This window comes from Xanthomonas sp. D-109 (assembly GCF_017746095.1).
GTDB lineage: Bacteria > Pseudomonadota > Gammaproteobacteria > Xanthomonadales > Xanthomonadaceae > Xanthomonas_A > Xanthomonas_A sacchari.
This window is the reverse complement of sequence record NZ_JAGHWV010000006.1, coordinates 225,341-244,147: the sequence shown is the minus strand read 5'-3', so window position 1 is coordinate 244,147 and position 18,807 is coordinate 225,341. Positions and strand designations below refer to the sequence as shown.

At 68.5% G+C, this 18,807-nt stretch carries 15 protein-coding genes; 9 read left to right on the top strand and 6 right to left on the bottom strand.

Annotated features, from left to right (window positions below):
* Positions 1 to 8 precede the first annotated feature (8 nt).
* The 3 genes from yidC to mnmE all read left to right on the top strand — a co-directional run bounded on the left by yidC (position 9) and on the right by mnmE (position 5,960).
* Entirely contained in the window at positions 9 to 1,742 is a 1,734-nt protein-coding gene (gene yidC, locus J7357_RS07140; protein ID WP_209245573.1) for a membrane protein insertase YidC, read from the top strand.
* Between the two features lie 101 nt (positions 1,743 to 1,843).
* Positions 1,844 to 4,585, top strand: coding sequence for a tetratricopeptide repeat protein (locus tag J7357_RS07135; protein ID WP_209245572.1), 2,742 nt, complete (start codon positions 1,844 to 1,846; stop codon positions 4,583 to 4,585).
* Between the two features lie 31 nt (positions 4,586 to 4,616).
* A complete protein-coding gene (gene mnmE / locus J7357_RS07130; protein WP_209245571.1) occupies positions 4,617 to 5,960 on the top strand; it encodes a tRNA uridine-5-carboxymethylaminomethyl(34) synthesis GTPase MnmE in 1,344 nt (447 codons plus the stop codon).
* Between the two features lie 27 nt (positions 5,961 to 5,987).
* Here the strand turns inward: mnmE and J7357_RS07125 are convergent, their stop codons facing one another.
* A complete protein-coding gene (locus J7357_RS07125) occupies positions 5,988 to 6,893 on the bottom strand; it encodes an NAD(P)H-binding protein (protein WP_209245570.1) in 906 nt (301 codons plus the stop codon).
* 133 nt (positions 6,894 to 7,026) lie between these two features.
* Between J7357_RS07125 and J7357_RS07120 the strand changes: the two genes are divergently transcribed.
* Positions 7,027 to 7,491, top strand: a complete 465-nt coding sequence (locus J7357_RS07120) for a helix-turn-helix domain-containing protein (RefSeq protein WP_209245569.1) — start codon at positions 7,027 to 7,029, stop codon at positions 7,489 to 7,491.
* Positions 7,492 to 7,650: 159 nt separating this feature from the next.
* Here the strand turns inward: J7357_RS07120 and J7357_RS07115 are convergent, their stop codons facing one another.
* Entirely contained in the window at positions 7,651 to 8,493 is an 843-nt protein-coding gene (locus tag J7357_RS07115; RefSeq protein WP_209245568.1) for an ATP-binding cassette domain-containing protein, read from the bottom strand.
* A gap of 132 nt (positions 8,494 to 8,625) precedes the next feature.
* Between J7357_RS07115 and J7357_RS07110 the strand changes: the two genes are divergently transcribed.
* The gene (locus J7357_RS07110) at positions 8,626 to 9,822 is read left to right on the top strand and encodes a fatty acid desaturase (protein ID WP_209245567.1); all 1,197 of its coding nucleotides are present in this window, start codon (positions 8,626 to 8,628) and stop codon (positions 9,820 to 9,822) included.
* Positions 9,823 to 9,881: 59 nt separating this feature from the next.
* The gene (locus J7357_RS07105; RefSeq protein ID WP_209245566.1) at positions 9,882 to 10,226 is read left to right on the top strand and encodes an EF-hand domain-containing protein; all 345 of its coding nucleotides are present in this window, start codon (positions 9,882 to 9,884) and stop codon (positions 10,224 to 10,226) included.
* Here the strand turns inward: J7357_RS07105 and J7357_RS07100 are convergent.
* Both J7357_RS07100 and J7357_RS07095 read right to left on the bottom strand, forming a co-directional pair.
* Positions 10,192 to 10,494 (bottom strand): hypothetical protein, encoded by a 303-nt coding sequence (locus tag J7357_RS07100; protein ID WP_209245565.1) that lies wholly within the window; start codon positions 10,492 to 10,494, stop codon positions 10,192 to 10,194. The two genes, J7357_RS07105 and J7357_RS07100, sit on opposite strands and share 35 nt — an antisense overlap.
* 7 nt (positions 10,495 to 10,501) lie before the next feature.
* Positions 10,502 to 11,515 carry a cytoplasmic protein gene (locus J7357_RS07095; protein ID WP_209245564.1) on the bottom strand — a complete coding sequence of 338 codons (1,014 nt, stop codon included), beginning with the start codon at positions 11,513 to 11,515 and terminating at the stop codon, positions 10,502 to 10,504.
* A gap of 173 nt (positions 11,516 to 11,688) precedes the next feature.
* Between J7357_RS07095 and mutM the strand changes: the two genes are divergently transcribed.
* Positions 11,689 to 12,501, top strand: a complete 813-nt coding sequence (gene mutM, locus J7357_RS07090) for a bifunctional DNA-formamidopyrimidine glycosylase/DNA-(apurinic or apyrimidinic site) lyase (RefSeq protein ID WP_209245563.1) — start codon at positions 11,689 to 11,691, stop codon at positions 12,499 to 12,501.
* Positions 12,502 to 12,718: 217 nt separating this feature from the next.
* Positions 12,719 to 14,323 (top strand): glucan biosynthesis protein D, encoded by a 1,605-nt coding sequence (locus J7357_RS07085; RefSeq protein WP_010340796.1) that lies wholly within the window; start codon positions 12,719 to 12,721, stop codon positions 14,321 to 14,323.
* Between the two features lie 204 nt (positions 14,324 to 14,527).
* Here the strand turns inward: J7357_RS07085 and J7357_RS07080 are convergent, their stop codons facing one another.
* Both J7357_RS07080 and J7357_RS07075 read right to left on the bottom strand, forming a co-directional pair.
* A complete protein-coding gene (locus tag J7357_RS07080) occupies positions 14,528 to 15,292 on the bottom strand; it encodes a sel1 repeat family protein (protein WP_209245562.1) in 765 nt (254 codons plus the stop codon).
* A gap of 168 nt (positions 15,293 to 15,460) precedes the next feature.
* Positions 15,461 to 16,081, bottom strand: coding sequence for a thymidine kinase (locus J7357_RS07075; RefSeq protein ID WP_017912189.1), 621 nt, complete (start codon positions 16,079 to 16,081; stop codon positions 15,461 to 15,463).
* 132 nt (positions 16,082 to 16,213) lie between these two features.
* On the opposite strand from J7357_RS07075, the gene rep reads away from it, so the two are divergent.
* A complete protein-coding gene (gene rep / locus J7357_RS07070) occupies positions 16,214 to 18,190 on the top strand; it encodes a DNA helicase Rep (RefSeq protein WP_209245561.1) in 1,977 nt (658 codons plus the stop codon).
* The last annotated feature ends 617 nt before the right edge of the window (positions 18,191 to 18,807 follow it).

The window sequence follows — 18,807 nt, the reverse complement described above, 5'->3', positions numbered from 1 at the left end:
CCTGTCCGATGAACCAGACCCGCCTTTTCCTGATTTTCGCCTGGCTGATGGTCGCGGCCCTGTTGTGGATGGAGTGGAACAAGGAACACGCGCCGAACGCCACTGCGGCGACGGTCGCGGCGGCGACCACGGTGCCGCCGGCGCAGGACGCCGATGCCGGCGCCACGCATGCGCCGGCGATCCCGCAGGCCACGGTGCCGGGCACCACGCCGGCCGCCAGCAGCACGTCCGAGACCGCTGCGGCCAGCGCCGCACCGCGGGTCACCGTCACCACCGACGTGCTGCGCCTGACCCTGGACGGCCGCAGCGTGTTCGACGCCGACCTGCTGCTGTTCCCGCAGACCAAGCAGCCCGGCAGCCCGCCGGTGCAGCTGCTGACCGAGGACGCGGCGCATCCGTACACCGCCACCAGCGGCTGGGTCGGCGAGCACAACTCGCCGTCGCCGGGCCCGGCGGGCTTCCGCCCCGAACACCCGGGCCAGGAGTACGTGCTGGCCAAGGGCCAGGACAGCCTGCAGGTGCCGTTCGTGTGGAACGGCCCGGACGGCGTGACCATCCGCCGCGTCTACACCCTGCAGCGCGGCCATTACGCCGTGCAGGTGCACGACGAGGTCATCAACCACGGCAGCAAGCCGTGGCAGGGCTACGTGTTCCGCAAGCTCAGCCGGGTGCCGACCATCGTCAGCCGCGGCATGACCAACCCGGATTCCTTCAGCTTCAATGGCGCCACCTGGTTCAGCCCGGCCGACGGCTACCAGCGCCGCGCGTTCAAGGACTACCTGGACGATGGCCCGCTGAACCAGACCATCTCCGGTGGCTGGATCGCGCTGCTGCAGCACCACTTCTTCACTGGCTGGATTCCGCAGGCCAACCAGCAAGCGCTGTACGTGCTGTCCAACGACGGCCCGCGGCATGTGATCGAAGCGCGTGGCCCCGGCTTCACCGTGGCGCCGGGCGCCACCGCCAGCACCGAGGCGCGGCTGTGGGTCGGGCCGAAGCTGGTCAGCCAGATCGCCAAGGAGAACGTGCGCGGCCTCGACCGTGTGGTCGACTACAGCCGTTTCTCCGTGATGGCGCTGCTCGGCCAGGGCCTGTTCTGGATCCTCAGCCATCTGCACAGTCTGCTCGGCAACTGGGGCTGGTCGATCGTGGGTCTGGTGGTGCTGCTGAAACTGATGCTGTATCCGCTGTCGGCCGCGCAGTACAAGAGCGCGGCCAAGATGCGCAAGTTCCAGCCGCGCATCCAGCAGCTCAAGGAGCGCTACGGCGACGACAAGCAGAAGTTCCAGACCGCGATGATGGAGCTGTACAAGAAGGAGAAGATCAACCCGATGGGCGGCTGCCTGCCGGTGCTGATCCAGATGCCGATCTTCTTCGCGCTGTATTGGGTGCTGGTGGAGTCGGTGGAACTGCGCCAGGCGCCGTGGTTCGCCTGGATCCAGGACCTGACCGCGCGCGATCCGTACTTCATCCTGCCGGTGATCAACGTGGCGGTGATGTGGTTCACGCAGAAGCTGACCCCGGCCCCGGGCATGGACCCGGTGCAGGCCAAGATGATGCAGTTCATGCCGCTGGTGTTCGGCGTGATGATGGCCTTCGTGCCGTCGGGCCTGGTGTTGTACTGGGTCACCAACGGTTCGCTGGGCCTGTTGCAGCAGTGGTGGATGCTCAAGCGTCACGGCGAGGCGGCCACCGCTGGCGGCGGCGGCAGCGGCAAGCCGCCGGCCAAGGCCAAGAAGTAAACCCGACAACGCCCGCCCTCCGGCGGGCGTTGCGCATGCGGCCGGGGAAGGCGCCGGCGTCTGCGTTCTTCCCGTAGCGCCTTGCTCGCGAGTCCGTGGTCATGCGCAAGCGCCATCGTCCGTTGTCGTCGTCCGTTGTGGTGATTGGCCTGCTCGCCTTGGCCCTGGCCGCGTGCCAGCGCACGCCTGCCGACAGCGCGGCCACGCCGTCCAAGCCCGCGCCATCGACGCCGGCGATCGCCATTCCAGGCTCTCCTGCATTACAGGCCCAGGCGACGAAGCTGCTGCAGGGCCTCCAGGCGCAGCTGGCGGCGCAGCGCAAGATCATCGTGTTGCTGGCCGCCGAGGCCAAGCAATCGCCGGCCGACCGGCAGACCTCCAGCAGCGTCGGCCAGCAACTGTTCCACGAGGGCCTGGAGCGCCGCGAGGCTTTGGCCAAGCAGTTCGATGCGCTGCTGGCGCTGCCGGACGCGCAACGCTTCGCCGCGGTCGGCAGCCTGCTCGACTACGTCGAATCGGCGCCGGACCTGTACGACGCCGACCGCCTGGCGTTCCGCGAGATTCTCGCCGACTGGCAGCTGCGCATCGGCAAGGATTCCTCGCTGCCGGCGATCAAGCTGCACCAGCGCATCGGCGAGGACCTGGAAGCGCTCGACGAGATCGAACGCACCTACAACCGCGAGATCACCGCGATCTTCAGCCGCTTCGACCGCACCCGCGCGATCGTGCAGAAGCGCGAGAAGTGGGAGGACTACGTCGCCCACCTGGGCACGCTGTACACACGCGAGGCGATCCTGCGCGACTACGGCGTGATCACGCCTTACCCGATGTCGATGAAGGACAGCGACCGCGAAGTGTTCGGCCGCGACCTGCCGCCGAAGACCGTGGTGCTGAGTTTCGACGACGGCCCGCATCGCGAGTACACCGACGAGATCGTCGCCATCCTCAAGCGCTACGACGTGCCGGCGACGTTCTTCGAAGTCGGCCGCAACCTGGGCAAGCTGGAGCCGGATGGCAAGGTCGATCTGTCGCCTTTGGCCAGCGTCAGCCGCAGCCTGATGGAGCAGGGCTACACCGTCGGCAACCACAGCCTCACCCACGCGCAGTTGTCCAAGGAAACCGGCGCTGCGCTGCGCAGCCAGATCCTCGACACCGATCGCATGCTGCGCGCGGTCGACGCCAAGCGTGCGCCGCTGTTCCGCTTCCCCTACGGCGCGCGCAACGCCGAGGGCATGCAGATCCTCGGCGAGGCCGGGTTGAAGTCGGTGATGTGGAACGTGGATTCGCTGGACTGGGCCGACCCGGTGCCGGAGTCGATCGTGCAGCGCGTGCTCGAGCAGGTCGGCCGCGAGCAGCGCGGCATCCTGCTGTTCCACGACATCCACGAACGCACGGTCAAGGCGCTGCCGCAGATCCTGGACCGGCTCAGCGCCGACGGTTACCAGTTCGCCGCCTGGAACGGGCGCGACTTCAGCGTGGCGCGCGCGGCCAGCAACGCCGCCGCGCCGGCGGTGACCAGCGGCTACGACAAGTCGTGGGCCATCGTCATCGGCATCGACGACTACGTGCACTGGCCCAAGCTGCAGTACGCGGCCAACGATGCGCAGGCGATCGCGCAGACGCTCACCGGCAGCTTCGGCTTCCCGTCGTCGCAGGTGATCGTGCTCAAGAACCAGGAAGCCACCCGCAACAACATCCTGGCCGCCTTCCATGATCGGCTGGCCCACGGCGGGGTCGGCAAGAACGACCGCGTGTTCGTGTTCTTCGCCGGCCACGGCGCGACCCGCAAGCTGGCCTCCGGGCGCGACCTGGGCTACATCATCCCGGCCGACTCGGACCCGGCGCAGTTCGCCACCGACGCGATCCCGATGACCGAGATCCAGGACATCGCCGAAAGCCTGGAAGCCAAGCACGTGCTGTTCGTGATGGACGCGTGCTACAGCGGCCTGGGCCTGACCCGCGGCGGCGGCACCAGCGCCTACCTGCGCGAGAACGCGCGGCGCATCGCCCGGCAGATGCTCACCGCCGGCGGCGCCGACCAACAGGTCGCCGACAGCGGCCCCAACGGCCATTCGGTATTCACCTGGGTGCTGCTGCAGGCGCTGTCGGGCAAGGCCGACCTCAACGGCGACGGCCTGATCACCGGCACCGAGTTGGCCGCCTACGTGGCGCCGGCTGTGTCGAGCATTTCGCAGCAGACCCCTGCGTTCGGCAGCCTGCCCGGTTCGCAGGGCGGCGAGTTCGTGCTGCAGGTGCCGGAGGGCGAGGAATTCCTCACCGCCAGCACCCAGCAACTGTCCTCGGCGGCGATCGCGATGAACGACCGCGTCGATGCGGCCGCGCCGGCATCGACCGCGACCCCGAACGCGGGCGCCAGCAGCGCCGACGCGCCGGCAGCTCCGGCCAAGCCGGCGGTGGTGGTCAAGGATCTGCAGGGCGGCGAGCGGCCGCTGGCGGTGCCGGCCGCGGCCGGTCCGGTGTCCGACCGCCAGCGTGCACAGCGCGCCAACGACCGCGGCCTGCAGCTGTACAAGGAGAAGCGCTATGACGAGGCCGAGGCGCAGTTCACCGAGGCGCTGAAGCTGCGCCCGGACTTTGCGCTCGCGGCCAACAACCTGGGCTTCATCTACTATCGCCAGGGCAAATACGCGCAGGCCGTGCGCTGGCTGGAGAACACGCTGAAGATCGATCCCTCGCGCGCGGTGGCCTACGTCAATCTGGGCGACGCTTACCGCCAGCTGGGCGATGCCGCCAAGGCCAAGCGCGCCTTCCAGACCTACCTGGAGCTGCAACCCAACGGGGCGTCGGCCGCCTACGTGCGCGGCCAGTTGCAGACGCTGTAGTCCACCGCATCACCGACCTGCTGCCTTCGCCATGCCGTCCTCCGCTACCGACACCATCGCTGCCATCGCCACCGCCCCCGGCGCGGGTGGCGTCGGCGTGGTGCGCGTGTCGGGTCCGGCGGCGGCCGCCATCGCCGATGGACTGGGCCTGGGCGCACTGGTGCCGCGCAGCGCCCGCTACGCGCGTTTTCGCGACGCGCAGGGCGAGATCGTGGACGACGGCATCGCGCTGTGGTTTCCGGCACCGCGCAGCTTCACCGGCGAGGACGTGCTGGAACTGCAGGCGCATGGCAGCCCGGTGCTGCTGCGGCACCTGGTGGCGCGCTGCTGCGAACTCGGCGCGCGTCCGGCGCGTCCGGGCGAATTCAGCGAACGCGCCTTCCTCAACCGCAAGCTCGATCTGGCCCAGGCCGAGGCCATCGCCGACCTGATCGCCGCCGGCGACCTGCGTGCGGCACGCGCCGCACGGCGCTCGCTGGATGGCGTGTTCTCGCGGCGCGTCGACGACCTGGCCGAACAGCTGATCCGCCTGCGCATCCACGTCGAAGCGGCGATCGATTTCGCCGACGAGGCATTGGACACGCTGGGCGGTGCGCAGGTCCGCGCCGGCCTGGCGCAGGTGCGCGCGGCGCTAGAGCAACTGCGTGCCGACGCCGAACGCGGCCGACGCCTGCGCGATGGCCTGCACGCGGTGCTGGTCGGCCCGCCGAATGCCGGCAAGAGTTCGCTGCTCAATGCGCTGGCCGGCAGCGACCGCGCCATCGTCACCGACATCGCCGGCACCACCCGCGACACCTTGCACGAGACCGTGCGCCTGGATGGCGTGGAACTGACCCTGGTCGATACCGCCGGCCTGCGCGAGGGCGGCGATGCGATCGAACGCGAAGGCATGCGCCGCGCGCGCCAGGAACTGCAGCGCGCCGACCTGGCGCTGATCGTGCTGGATGCGCGCGAGGCCGAGGCCGGCCAGGCGGCGATCGCCGATGCCATCGCCGACGTGCCGCAGCGCCTGTGGATCCACAACAAGAGCGACCTGCTCGCCGCCGTGCCCGCGGCGAGCGCCGAGCGCGTCTATGTGTCCGCCGCCACCGGAAGTGGTTTGGAGCAGTTGCACGCGCAATTGCGCGCGATCGCCGGCACCGCGGCCGGCGAGGGCAGCGACGGCGAGTTCTCCGCGCGCGCCCGCCACGTCGACGCGCTGCAGCGCGCCGCCACCCATGCCGACGCGGCCGCCGCCGAACTGCAGCACGAACGCCTGGAACTGGCCGCCGAGGAACTGCGCCTGGCCCATGCCGCGCTCGGCGAGATCGTCCGCACGCTCAGCGCCGACGATCTGCTCGGGCGCATCTTCTCCAGCTTCTGCATCGGCAAGTAGCACGCACGCGCGCGCCACCGAGCCTGCTTACGGCTTCAACGCGGCCAGTTGCACGCGGTTGTCCTGCAGCCACTGTTCGAACGGCAGCGGTGCATGCCCGGTCAACGCCTGGTAGTCGCCGGTGACGGTGGCGACGCGGCCAGCGGCGGTGTTGGTGTCGAAGGACGCATAGATGCGCGCGACCGGCTCGGGCAGGCCGGCGCCGACCATGCCCTGTACCAGGCCCTCGACCGGCACCGGGACGACCTGGATCCGCACGTCCAGCACCTGCGCGACCAGCGCGGCGATCTCGGCGGTGGTGTAGGCGCGCGCGCCACTGAGGGTGAGCGTGCGCTTGCCGTCGCCGCTGGCCAGAGCGACCGCGGCGGCGCGGGCCAGGTCGTCGCGGGCGATATGGGCGATGCCGCCGTCGCCGGCCGCGCTGTACCAGTGGCCCGAGGCCAGCACCGACGGCAGGCTCATGAACAGGTTCTCGAAGTACCAGTGGTTGCGCAGCACGGTCCAGGCGGGCAGGGCGCTGGCGGCCAGGGCGTCCTCGGTGCCGGCATGGTCGGTGGCCAGCAGCAGCGGCGAGTCGTGCGGTTCCGGGCAGGAGGTGTAGACCAGGTGGCCGACGCCGGCGCGTTCGGCGGCGGCGATCGCGGCCTGGTGCTGCTGCAGGCGGTGGCCGGGGCGGTCCAGCGCGTCGGTGCTGATCAGCAGCACGCGGCCGGCGCCGCGGAACGCCGCGTCGAGCGAGGGGGCGTCGTCGAAATCGCCGTGGCGCACGTCCACCCCGCGCGCGGCCCAGGCCGCCAGACGTTCGGGCTGGCGGGTCATCGCCACCACGCGCGATGGGGCGATCTGCAGGGTGTCGAGCAGGTGCGCGAGCACGCGCTGGCCGAAGTGGCCGCCGGCGCCGGTGACGAGCAGGGAATCGGAAGATGCGGACATGACAGGTCTCCTGAGGAAGGGCGGCGTCGCGAGACACCATGGTCTGGAAAAGGAACCTGGTCTATCCTAGAGACCTCGGCCGACCTGTAAAGACGGCACTTTTTCCGCCCCTGCTTACCTTGAGGTAACCGCCATGGACATCGTCGTACCGCCGGCCGCCACCTGCGACCCGCTGCTGAGCCAGCAGCTGCAGGACTACCAGCGCGCCGGCATGGCCATCGACCAGTGCCCGGTGCGCGACGTGCTGGCGCAGATCGGCGACAAGTGGAGCACCCTGTTCGTGATGCTGCTGGCCGAGCGCCCGCACCGTTTCGGCGAACTGCGCCGCGCGGTGCCCGACATCTCCCAGCGCATGCTGACCCAGACCCTGCGCGATCTGCAGCGCGAAGGCCTGGTCGCGCGCGAGGTGCTGCCGACCGTGCCGCCGGGCGTGGAGTACCGGCTCACCCCGCTGGGCCACTCGTTGAGCGTGGTGCTGGCGCCGCTGGTGCGCTGGGCCGCCGATCACCACGCGCAGATCCGTGGCGCGCGCGCCGCGTTCGAGGCCGATGCGCCGGCGCGGACGGTGGGCGCCGCGCACGGTGGATGTGTCCCGTAGGAGCGGCTTCAGCCGCGACAGGCTTTACCGAGAACGTCCGGTCGCGGCTGAAGCCGCTCCTACGGACATTTCCGCATACCTGCATACCCGCATCACCTGCGACATCTCGCAACCCCGCAAACCCGACGGCCCCGAACGCCCGAACTCGTCAACCGCGGATCAGCTCTCCGCAACCACCCGCGCGCTGTAGCGGTCGCCATCGCGCTGCACCCGCACCGGTCCGCCGAACACCGCCGACAGCGGCGCATCGGCCAGCAGCGCCTCGCGCGTGCCGTCGGCGTACACCTGGCCCTCGCGCAGCAGGATCACCCGCGCGATCTCCGGCACGATCTCCTCGATGTGGTGGGTGACCAGCACCAGGGTGATGCCTTGCCGCGCGAGATCGCGCATCGTCGCCAGCAGGTGCTCGCGTGCGACCAGGTCAAGGCCGGTGCTGGGTTCGTCCAGCAGCAGCGCCTGTGGGCGGTTGACCAGCGCACGCGCGATCAGCACGCGTCGGGTCTCGCCGGCCGAAAGTTCGGCATAGGGACGCCGCAACAGCGGCAATGCGTGCGCCGCCTGCAGCGCCTCGCGCGCGCGGTCGCGCATCGCGTCGGTCACCTCGCGGTGCGGCGGCACCACATAGCTGGCGAAGAACCCCGACAGCACCGCGCTTTCCACATCCAGCCCAGGCATGTCGGCGAGATTGACGCTGAGATCGCCGGTGACGATCCCCAACTGGCTGCGCAGGCGGTCCACCTGCCAGCGGCTCTGGCCGAGCACCCGCACCGCCGGTTCCTCGCCGGCGCGCGCCAGCGGATACAGTTCGCGGGTGATGAGCTTGATGAACGAGGATTTGCCGCAGCCGTTCGGGCCGAGGAGGGCGGTGTGCTGGCCGAGCGCGATACGCAGGTTCAACGCGTGCAGCACGCGGACCTGCCCGCGGACGACGCTGGCGCGGTCGAGTTCGATCAACGGCGTCGCTGCTGGCACAGGGGTTGCTTGGGAAGAAACGACTGACATGGAACCGACACCGTTCTGTGATCGGAAGCGCTTGGCGGCTGAATACCATACGCGAGCGCCGGGTGAAGTTTGCAGTCGCAACCCCCATCATGTTCTGACCCCACGCCGTCCTACGCTCTGGAGCTTCTGGCAATGTTTGACGCGATCCTCGACTTCCTCGGCAACGGCCTGCTCGGCGTCGGCTGGTGGGGCATGCTGGCCGTGCTGTTGCTGTTCACCCAGCTCACCATCTTCGCGGTGACGTTGTACCTGCACCGCAGCCAGGCGCACCGCGGCGTGGATTTCCATCCGCTGCTGTCGCACTTCTTCCGCTTCTGGACCTGGTTCACCACCTCGATGATCACCAAGGAGTGGGTGGCGATCCATCGCAAGCACCACGCCAAGGTGGAGACCGAGGAAGACCCGCACAGCCCGCAGACCAAGGGTATCGCCCGCGTGTTCTGGCGTGGCGTGGAGCTGTACCGCGAAGCGCGCACCCAGCGCGGCGACATCGAGCAGTACGGCAAGGGCGCGCCGGACGACTGGATCGAGCGGCACCTGTACACCCCGTACGCGAACCTGGGGCCGGTGGCGCTGTTCGTGGTCAACTTCGCATTGTTCGGCCTGCCCGGTGTCGCACTGTGGGCGCTGCAGATGGCCTGGATCCCGTTCTGGGCCGCGGGTGTGATCAATGGCCTGGGTCACTGGTGGGGTTACCGCAACTTCGAGTCCGCCGACACCTCGACCAATCTGACGCCGTGGGCGCTGTGGATCGGTGGCGAAGAACTGCACAACAACCACCATGCCTTCCCGAGCTCGGCGCGCTTCTCGATGCGCCGTTGGGAACTGGACATCGGCTGGATCGCGATCCGCGCGCTGGCCGCCCTGCGCCTGGCCAAGATCCTGCGCGTGGCGCCGACCCTGGACGTGCGCCCGAACATCGCCGTGCCCGATGCCGACACCTTGCGCGCGCTGCTGTCGCATCGCTTCCAGGCGATGACCGACTACCAGCGCAACGTGTTCACGCCCGCGCTCAAGGAGGAAGCCGCCCAGGCCGGTGCCAAGCTGCGCAAGCTGCTGCCGCGGCGCCTGCGCAAGGGCCTGGTCGACGATGGCCGCTGGCTCAAGCCCGACGCGCGTGAACAACTGCAGCGTTGGGTGGCGCAGCGTCCGCGCATGCGCACGCTGGTCGAGCACCGCGCACGCCTGGCGGCCTTGCTGGAAGCGCGCACCCATGACGCCAGCGAACGCCTCAAGCACCTGCAGGCCTGGTGCCACGATGCCGAAGCCAGCGGCATCGCCGCGCTCCAGGCCTACGCCGCGCGGCTGAAGGGCTACGCCCTGGCATGAGCCGCGGCGCAACGCCTACTCCGCCGCACGAATGCCGCCTTGCGCGGCGTTCGTCATTGATGGCCGGGCTGACGCTGGGCATCGCGTGCGTCGCGACCGTGGCCGGCATCGTCGATGCGCAGGCGCAGTCGATCGACAGCACCGCCAGCTACCTGCAGCGCATGGACCGCGACGGCGACGGCCGCGTCAGCCTGGACGAATACCTGGCCTGGATGAGCTACGCCTTCGACGCGCGCGACCTCGACCACGACGGCGTCCTCAGCCCGGCCGAACTGCCCGGCGGCCGCGGCCCGCCGATCACCCGTGCACAACACCTCGCCACCCTGACCGCGCGCTTCCGCAAGCAGGACACCAACGGCGACGGCTACCTCAGCGCGCGGGAGTTGGCTGCGCCGCCGCAGTAGGGGACGCCGATCCGGCGCGCGCTGTGCGCGCCAATTCCGGGGCTGGCGCTGCGGTGTCCGGCGCAGAGGCGAGTCTGCGAGCAGAAACCAGGTGCAGCAGCGCGACAGAAAGAAAGGCAATGGCGGTCACCTGCGTCTGCAGGCTCACCATCACCCAGGCGAGCAAGCAATACATCGCCGCAAGCTTGCGGTGCATGGACGGCAGCATGGTGACGGCTTTTATCCGCATCAGCGCGACGTCGCCTCGCGATCCAGGATCCAAACGCATTCGCGCATCAGGTGACGCCGTCCAAGACCCAGGCCTTGCAGCGCTGGAAATTTTCCTCCCCTTTCCAGACCTCGGTATAGGTGGGTCCGCGCACGCGTTCGATCAGTTCCAGGGCTTTCTCCCGATCGCGCGCCAGGCAGGCGAAGCGGGCAAAATTCTGCAAATTCCATTCGTCCGCATAGACCTTGAGCACGTCGTCGATGCCAGCACGCATGGTCGACCAGCGCGCCAGTGATTCGGTGAACAAGCGTTCGTCGTAGATCGATTGCGAGGCGTACCAATAGATGCGTGCGTACAGTCCCTTGCCCTCACGTGCCCGCGTGCGTTTCATCGCCATTGCAGCGAAGCGTTCGATGTCGGTAGCGTTGCCTCCCCATTTGGGCGAATAGAACTCGATCGCCTGGAAATAGATCTCGTAGTACGCAGGGTACCGCGCCATCGCTTCGTCGATCAGCGCCTGGAACCTGTCATCGTCCCACTGCTGTACCTTGGCGACGCCTTCCATCTCGACGTACCACTCAGGATCCAGCGACGCGATCTGCTTGTTGTCTTCAAGATACTGCCGGGTCGCTTCGATGCCGGCTTTGAACGGCGCCCAGTCCTGCGGACGGACCGTACTGGCATAGCCATTGCCGCGATGGCTCCAGGCGCGACTGGAGAGCCATGCTGCATAGGCGATTCGTGCGCTGGGAGACTTCGGATATGCCGCGATCCAACGCTTGGCGACGCTCTCCCTTTCCGCCCACGCCGCCTCGCTGTATGACCCAGTACGGAAATAGCGACCGACGCCGCTATGCAGCAGGCTCAATTTCCAGACGCCACTGGAGGTCCTGGACTGCTTCGTTCGATAGACCGCCGCTTGCCGTTCGAGTGCCGCGATGTCGCCACTCTTCATGGCGGATCTCGCATCTTCGAAAATTGCGGTGCGTTCCTCCATCTCTTCAGCACAGGCGAGCGCAGAAACCGTCGCTGCAGCGAAAAACAGCAGCGCCGACAACAGGCGATACGTCATCTGGGACATTGGATTCATCTCCTTGAGAATTGCGCTTCCTTGACGGACGCGTGGGTTACGTCCGATGGGGCTGCCGGCTAGCTGCACCAGGATCAGCGCGTCCCTGCTTACAGACAAGAGCGACATCACCCTGGTGTTACAGTTTCCGAATCCCGCTATCGACTCTCCGCGACCGTACCATCATGCCCGAACTCCCCGAAGTCGAAACCACCCGGCGCGGCCTGGAGCCGCATCTGTCGGGGCGGCGTATTCATGGGGTGATCCTGCGGCGGCCGGATCTGCGTTGGCCGATTCCGCCGGAGGTGGCCGAGCGGTTGCCCCGGCAGCGCATCGAGGGCATTCGCCGGCGGGCCAAGTATCTGTTGCTGGACACCGCGGTCGGCAGCGCGCTGTTGCATCTGGGCATGTCCGGCAGTTTGCGCGTGCTGCCGGGCGACACGCCGCCGCGGGCGCACGACCACGTCGACATCAGCCTGGAAGACGGGCGCGTGCTGCGCTTCAACGATCCGCGTCGGTTCGGCTGCCTGCTGTGGCAGGCGCCGGGCGAGACCCATCCGCTGCTCGCCGAGCTGGGGCCGGAGCCGCTGTCCGATGCGTTCGACGGCGATCATCTGTTCCGGCTCAGCCGCGGCCGCACCGCGCCGGTCAAGACCTTCCTGATGGATCAGCGCATCGTGGTCGGGGTGGGCAACATCTACGCGGCCGAGAGCCTGTTCCAGGCCGGCATCAGTCCGCTGCGCGAGGCCGGCGAGGTCTCGCGCGCGCGCTACGCACGCCTGGCCGACGCGGCCAAGGCGATCCTGGGCTATGCGATCCAGCGCGGCGGCACGACGTTGCGCGATTTCATCAGCCCCGACGGGGCGCCGGGTTACTTCGAGCAGGAACTGTCGGTCTACGGCCGCGAGGGCGAGGCCTGCAAGCGCTGCGGGCGCACGCTGCGCCACGCCAGCATCGGCCAGCGCGCCAGCGTCTGGTGCGGCCACTGCCAGCGCTGAGCGATGGCGGCGCTCGCCGTGGCGCGTCGATGAGGCAGCGGGCTCGGCGGACACAGCCGGCTTGCCCGTTCCCGACGGCCAAAACACGCGTCGTACGCGTCAGCGCTCGGCGATCCGGCATGCCTGCGCCCGTGGACTCCCTCGCACGGGCACCCTCACCGCCACCTTCGGCGCCGCTTGTCTATGATGGGCGTCCTTTTCCGTTTCGATCCCGGCCATGCAACGACGCGATTTCCTCAAGAACGCCGCCGCCGCCTTCGCCGCCATGGGCTTGCCGGCGATGCCGATGCTCGGCCAGGCGGCCCCCGCGGTGGGCCTGCGCCGCCTGGGCAAGCCGCAGCCGTTCGACTACGCCTGGCTCAAGGGCCACGCGCGGGCCATGGCCGAGGCGCCGTACCAGAGCCACAAGCGGGTGCTGCCGGCGCCGGTGGAAGGATTGACCTGGGACCAGTACCAGTCGATCCGCTATCGCCAGGACCACGCGCTGTGGGCGGCCGAGCAGGGCCCGAAGTTCCAGGCCAAGTTCTTCCACCTGGGGCTGTACTTCAAGACCCCGGTGCACATGTTCGACCTGGTCGACGGGCAGGCGCAGGAACTGGCCTACGACAGCGCGGCGTTCGACTACGGCAGCAGCGGGCTGAAGGGCAAGCCGCTGCCCAAGGAACTGGGCTTTGCCGGTTTCCGCCTCAACACCAAGCAGGACACCGAGCGCGACTTCGCCGCCTTCCTCGGCGCCAGCTACTTCCGTGCGGTCGGCAAGGAGGGACAGTACGGTCAGTCGGCGCGCGGGCTGGCGATCGATACCGGCACCGGCGGCCCGGAGGAATTCCCGGACTTCATCGCCTACTGGCTGGAGCAGCCCAAGGCCGGCTCGGACACGGTAGTGGTGTACGCGCTGCTGGATTCGCCGAGCGTGGCCGGTGCCTACCGCTTTGCGATCACCAATGGCGATGTGCTGCTGATGGACATCGACAGTGCGCTGTATCCGCGCAAGACCATCGAGCGGCTGGGCCTGGGCCCGTGCACCAGCATGTATCAGGTCGGCGAGAACGACCGCCGCATGGACTGGGACTGGCGCCCGGAGATCCACGACACCGATGGCCTGGCGATGTGGACCGGCGGCGGCGAGTGGATCTGGCGGCCGCTGTGCAATCCGCCGCACCTGCGCTTCAACATGTTCGTCGACGAGAACCCGCGCGGTTTCGGCCTGCTGCAGCGCGACCGCAACTTCGACCATTACCAGGACGACGGCGTGTTCTACGAGAAGCGCCCGTGCCTGTGGGTGGAACCGAAGCAGGGCTGGGGCAAGGGCTCGGTGCAACTGGTGGAGATCCCCACCGTCGACGAGACCTTCGACAACATCGTCGCGTTCTGGAATCCGCAGGACAAGCCGCAGCCGGGCCAGGAGCTGCTGTTCGGCTACCGCCTGTACTGGGGCGCGCAGGCGCCGGCGTCCTCGCCGCTGGCGCATTGCGTGGCCACGCGCACCGGCCTGGGCGGCGTGGTCGGGCAGAAGCGGCACTATTTCTCCTGGCGCTTTGCGGTGGATTTCGCCGGTGGCGAACTGGCCAAGCTGGGCAAGGAGAAGGACGCCAAGGTCGAAGCGGTGCTGCAGCTCAACCGCGGCCGCACCGAGATCGTCTCGGCGCGGCCGTTGCACGAGATCTCCGGCTACCGCGCGATGTTCGACGTGGTGCCGCCGGACGACGGCACCGAGCAAATCGATATCCGCCTGTACCTGCGCAGTGGCGAGCGCCCGCTCACCGAAACCTGGCTGTACCAGTGGACGCCGCCGCCGGCAGCAGAGCGCAAGCTGTATTGAGCGCAACCGCGCGCGCTGCCTGCCGGCAGCGCGCGTGTGCTTGGATCGGGCATTGCGCTCGCATTTCAGTCCTGGCGCAGCCGGGTGTGCGAGCGTAGTGCGCCTCGCGTGTCGCGGCTGAAGCCACTCCTACAAGGAGGCGCGGTCCCGGCAATGGGTTGCTGTGGGAGGGACTTCAGTCCCGACGCGGAAACGGCTCCGCGTTCAGTGCTTGTCGGGCTCCTGCGGCGGCTTCTGCGGCGCACCTTCCGTGCTGATGTCCTCGACATCGCCGATGTCGACCCGGCCCGGCGTGCGGCCGTCCCATACCTGGTCCTGCAGCTTCCAGTACGCGCTCGGTTCCCAGAACTGCTTGGCGTAGAACACTTCCGGATCGATGCTGCCGCCGCGCGGGCCGTTGATCGACAGCGGGCCGGCCGCGCCGGAGTGGCCGAGCAGGCCGCCGGTACTGCGCATCGCCTCGCGCCGCAGCACCGCTTCCTGGCGCGGCTTGGCGACCTGGTCGCCGTAGTCGGCCAGCATCGACTTGTCGAGCTTGACCGCGCGCTTGCGCTCGTCCGGCGTCAGCTGGTTCCAGTACTCCATCTTGCGCGCGCCGAACTGGTCGTAGCCGCGCTCGGCGGCCAGGGCCATCCACAGGAAGCCCATCACGTGATCGGCGGCACCGCCCTGGCCTTCCCAGTACATCTCGCCCAGCCGCGCCTGCGACGGCTTGTCGGCGTAGCGCGCGGCCAGTTGGTACTGCTTCCTGGCCTCGGCGTAGTCGCCCTTCTTGTCGGCGCGGATGCCGGCACGGCGATAGAACAGGTCCAGGTGCGCTTCGAGGAAGCCGTCGGTGAGCACCTGCGCCGGGATGTCCTGGAAGGTGTGGTCGCCCGGGGCCGCAGCGGCGGGGCCGGGCAGGGCGAGCAACAACGCGACGGTCAGTGCAGTGCCGCTGCCGGCGAAAAATCCTTTCAACGAAAGCATGTTTCCTCATCCCATGAGTGAGCGATCGGCGCGATTCTAGACACGCCGTCCGGGTGCGCTCCATAGACTGATGGCATAGGAATAGAGGCGCACTCAGCACGCGTCAGCCATGGTTCATCGCATCCGGGTGCGACGCACCAGCGCGGTGCGTCAGTGGTGACATCCGGATTACAGCGGCAGGGCGATCTGCAGCGGATCGATGCGGCCTTCGCCGCGCATGATCTTCTTGAACTCGGGGCGGCTGACCGACACGTAGCGCTCGTTGCCGCCGATCTCCACCTGCGGGCCGTCCTGCACCGCGTGGCCGTTCTCGTCCACGCGCACGGTCATCGTCGCCTTGCTGCCGGTGTGGCAGATGGTCTTGATCTCCTGCAGCTCGTCGGCCCATGCCAACAGATATTGGCTGCCCTCGAACAGCTCGCCGCGGAAATCGGTGCGCAGGCCATAGCACAGCACCGGGATGCGCAGCCGGTCGACCACTTCGCTGAGTTGCCAGACCTGGGCGCGGCTGAGGAACTGCGCCTCGTCCACCAGCACGCAATGCAGCGGCCCGTGGCTGGCGATGTCGGCCTCGAGGGTGGCCAGCAGGTCGGTCTCGGCGACGAACGGCATGCCGTCGGCGCGCAGGCCGATGCGCGAGGCGACCACGCCGCTGCCGGCACGGTGGTCCAGCCGCGGCGTCAGGATCGCCGTGCGCATGCCGCGCTCGCGGTAGTTGTGCGCCGACTGCAGCAGCGTGGTGGTCTTGCCGGCGTTCATCGCCGAATAGTAGAAATACAGTTTCGCCATGCTGCCGATTCTAGCGCGGCGGCCGCGCGCCTCGGCCGGCCTGCGCTTGGCGAACCGGTTCAGCGCAGGGGGACGGCGGGGACGTCGCCGCCGGCGGGCGCCCGGTACACTAGGCGGCCAAGGGAAGTCTTCATGCACGGTCTCAATCCTCCCCAACGCGCCGCGGTCCTGCATTGCGAGGGTCCGTTGCTGGTGCTGGCCGGCGCCGGCAGCGGCAAGACTCGCGTGATCGTGGAAAAGATCGCACACCTGATCGCCAGCGGCCGTTACCCGGCCAAGCGCATCGCCGCGATCACCTTCACCAACAAGTCGGCCAAGGAAATGCGCGAACGCGTGGCCAAGCGCATCCGCAGCGAGGCGGCCGACGGCCTGACCATCTGCACCTTCCACGCCCTGGGGCTGAAGTTCCTGCAGATCGAACACGCCGCGGTGGGCCTGAAGCGTGGCTTCTCGATCTTCGACGCCGACGATGCCGCCGCGCAGATCAAGGACCTGATGCCCGGCGCCAAGCCCGATGCGATCGAGGACGCCAAGAACCTGATCTCGCGCGCCAAGAACGCCGGGCTGTCGCCGGAGCAGGCGATGGCGGCGGCGCGCAGCAACCGCGAGCAGGAAGCGGCCAGCCTGTACGAGCGCTACCAGGCGCGGCTGAGCACCTTCAACGCGGTGGACTTCGACGACCTGATCCGCCTGCCGGTGCAGGTGCTGGAGGAGAACGAGGACATCGTGATGGCCTGGCGCGAACGCATCGGCTACCTGCTGGTGGACGAGAGCCAGGACACCAACGACGCGCAGTACCGCCTGCTGAAGATGCTTGCCGGCCCGCGCGGCAACTTCACCTGCGTGGGCGACGACGACCAGAGCATCTACGCCTGGCGCGGCGCCAATCCGGAAAACCTGATGCAGATGGGCCGCGACTACCCGGCCCTGCAGATCATCAAGCTGGAGCAGAACTACCGCTGCTCCAACCGCGTGCTGCGCGCGGCCAACGCCCTGATCGCGCATAACCCGCACGAGCACCTGAAGACGCTGTGGAGCGACCAGGCCGACGGCGAGCGCATCCGCGTGTGGGAGTGCCGCGACAGCGAGCACGAGGCGGAAAAGGTGGCTGCCGAGATCGCTTACCTGGGCACCGCCAAGCAGGTGCCGTGGAGCGACTTCTGCATCCTGTTCCGCGGCAACTTCCAATCGCGGCCGCTGGAAAAGGCGCTGCAGATGGCCAGTGTGCCGTACCACATCACCGGCGGCACCGCGTTCCTGGAGCGGCAGGAGGTCAAGGACGTGCTGTCCTGGCTGCGCCTGCTGGTCAATCCCGACGACGATGCGGCGTTCCTGCGCGCGGTGCAGGCGCCCAAGCGCGAGGTCGGCGCGACCTCGCTGGCCAAGCTGGCCGAACTGGCCTCGGCCAAGCACCTGCCGATGTCGCGCGCGGCCGAGTCGGTGGGCGCGCTGCAGCAGTTGCCGCCGCGCGCGGCCAACGGCCTGAGCGACTTCGTCGACATCCTGCACGAACTGCGCGCGGCCTCGACCACGCTGTCCTCGGCCGACGTGGTGCGCCAGCTCGCCGAGCAATCCGGGCTGATCCGCGAACTGCGCAGCCAGTGCAAGGACGAAGCGAGTTTCCAGCGCCGCCGTGGCAACCTGGAAGAACTGGCCAAGTGGTTCGAGGGCGGCCCACGCGGCGCCACCGTCGGCGACCTGGCCGCGCAGCTGGCGCTGCTGTCGCGCAACGACAAGGACGACGGCGGCAACCAGGTGCGGATGATGACCATGCACGCGTCCAAGGGTCTGGAGTTCCGCTACGTGTTCATCGTCGGCTGTGAGGATGGCGTGCTGCCGCACGAGGTCAGCCTGGAAGAGGGCAATCTGCAGGAAGAGCGGCGCCTGCTGTACGTGGGCATCACCCGCGCCAAGGAGCAGCTGTGGATGAGCTACAGCAAGCTCACCCGCAAGTTCGGCGAGCACATCCGGCTCAAGCCCAGCCGCTTCTTCGACGAGATCCCGGCCGAGGAAATGCAGCGCGACGGCGCCGACCCGGTGGCCGACGCAGTGCGCAAGAAGGAGCGCGCCAATGCGGGGCTGGCGGCGATCCAGGCGTTGTTTGATTGAAGGCGGGGATTGGGGAGTTGGGATTGGGGATTCGTAATGGCGGGGTGCGTCGTGAGCGGCGTGGCTGGGAGAGGACGTGCGGATGTACGCCGGGGCTAGTCGGCTGTTCCTTCTCCCACCGGGACCACGGCCCCCTTTTTGGGGGAAGGTGCCCCGAAGGGGCGGATGAGGGTCGGGCAAAGCCTCGTGTCCTCAATCTCTGCAGGTCGCTTCGCGCCGTACCCTCACCCCAACCCCTCTCCCGGGGGGAGAGGGGCTAGTCGGCTGTTCTTTCTCCCTGCGGGACCACGGCCCCCTTTTTGGGGGAAGGTGCCCCGAAGGGGCGGATGAGGGTTGGGCGCAGCCTCGTGCACTCACACTCCGCGGTTCGCTTCGCGCCGCACCCTCACCCCAACCCCTCTCCCGACGGGAGAGGGGCTTAGCGCGGGCGCTTGCACACGCTTGTTGTGGAGGACGCAAGCAACGCGCCTGCAGGGGCTTGCGGACAGCAGGGGACTGCACTGTGGGAGGGACTTCAGTCCCGACGCATTGCGGTGTGCCGAAGCCATTGGCGCCGTGCATTGCCGCAGGAGTTCTACCCGCAAAACGAGAACGGGCCGCGCAAGGCGGCCCGTCTC

Bases quoted from the DNA above. Each gene is read 5' to 3' on its own strand.
- yidC (WP_209245573.1), top strand. From the start codon at position 9: ATGAACCAGACCCGCCTTTTCCTGATTTTCGCCTGGCTGATGGTCGCG.
- J7357_RS07135 (WP_209245572.1), top strand. From the start codon at position 1,844: ATGCGCAAGCGCCATCGTCCGTTGTCGTCGTCCGTTGTGGTGATTGGC.
- mnmE (WP_209245571.1), top strand. From the start codon at position 4,617: ATGCCGTCCTCCGCTACCGACACCATCGCTGCCATCGCCACCGCCCCC.
- J7357_RS07125 (WP_209245570.1), bottom strand. From the start codon at position 6,893: ATGTCCGCATCTTCCGATTCCCTGCTCGTCACCGGCGCCGGCGGCCAC.
- J7357_RS07120 (WP_209245569.1), top strand. From the start codon at position 7,027: ATGGACATCGTCGTACCGCCGGCCGCCACCTGCGACCCGCTGCTGAGC.
- J7357_RS07115 (WP_209245568.1), bottom strand. From the start codon at position 8,493: ATGTCAGTCGTTTCTTCCCAAGCAACCCCTGTGCCAGCAGCGACGCCG.
- J7357_RS07110 (WP_209245567.1), top strand. From the start codon at position 8,626: ATGTTTGACGCGATCCTCGACTTCCTCGGCAACGGCCTGCTCGGCGTC.
- J7357_RS07105 (WP_209245566.1), top strand. From the start codon at position 9,882: ATGGCCGGGCTGACGCTGGGCATCGCGTGCGTCGCGACCGTGGCCGGC.
- J7357_RS07100 (WP_209245565.1), bottom strand. From the start codon at position 10,494: ATGCGTTTGGATCCTGGATCGCGAGGCGACGTCGCGCTGATGCGGATA.
- J7357_RS07095 (WP_209245564.1), bottom strand. From the start codon at position 11,515: ATGTCCCAGATGACGTATCGCCTGTTGTCGGCGCTGCTGTTTTTCGCT.
- mutM (WP_209245563.1), top strand. From the start codon at position 11,689: ATGCCCGAACTCCCCGAAGTCGAAACCACCCGGCGCGGCCTGGAGCCG.
- J7357_RS07085 (WP_010340796.1), top strand. From the start codon at position 12,719: ATGCAACGACGCGATTTCCTCAAGAACGCCGCCGCCGCCTTCGCCGCC.
- J7357_RS07080 (WP_209245562.1), bottom strand. From the start codon at position 15,292: ATGCTTTCGTTGAAAGGATTTTTCGCCGGCAGCGGCACTGCACTGACC.
- J7357_RS07075 (WP_017912189.1), bottom strand. From the start codon at position 16,081: ATGGCGAAACTGTATTTCTACTATTCGGCGATGAACGCCGGCAAGACC.
- rep (WP_209245561.1), top strand. From the start codon at position 16,214: ATGCACGGTCTCAATCCTCCCCAACGCGCCGCGGTCCTGCATTGCGAG.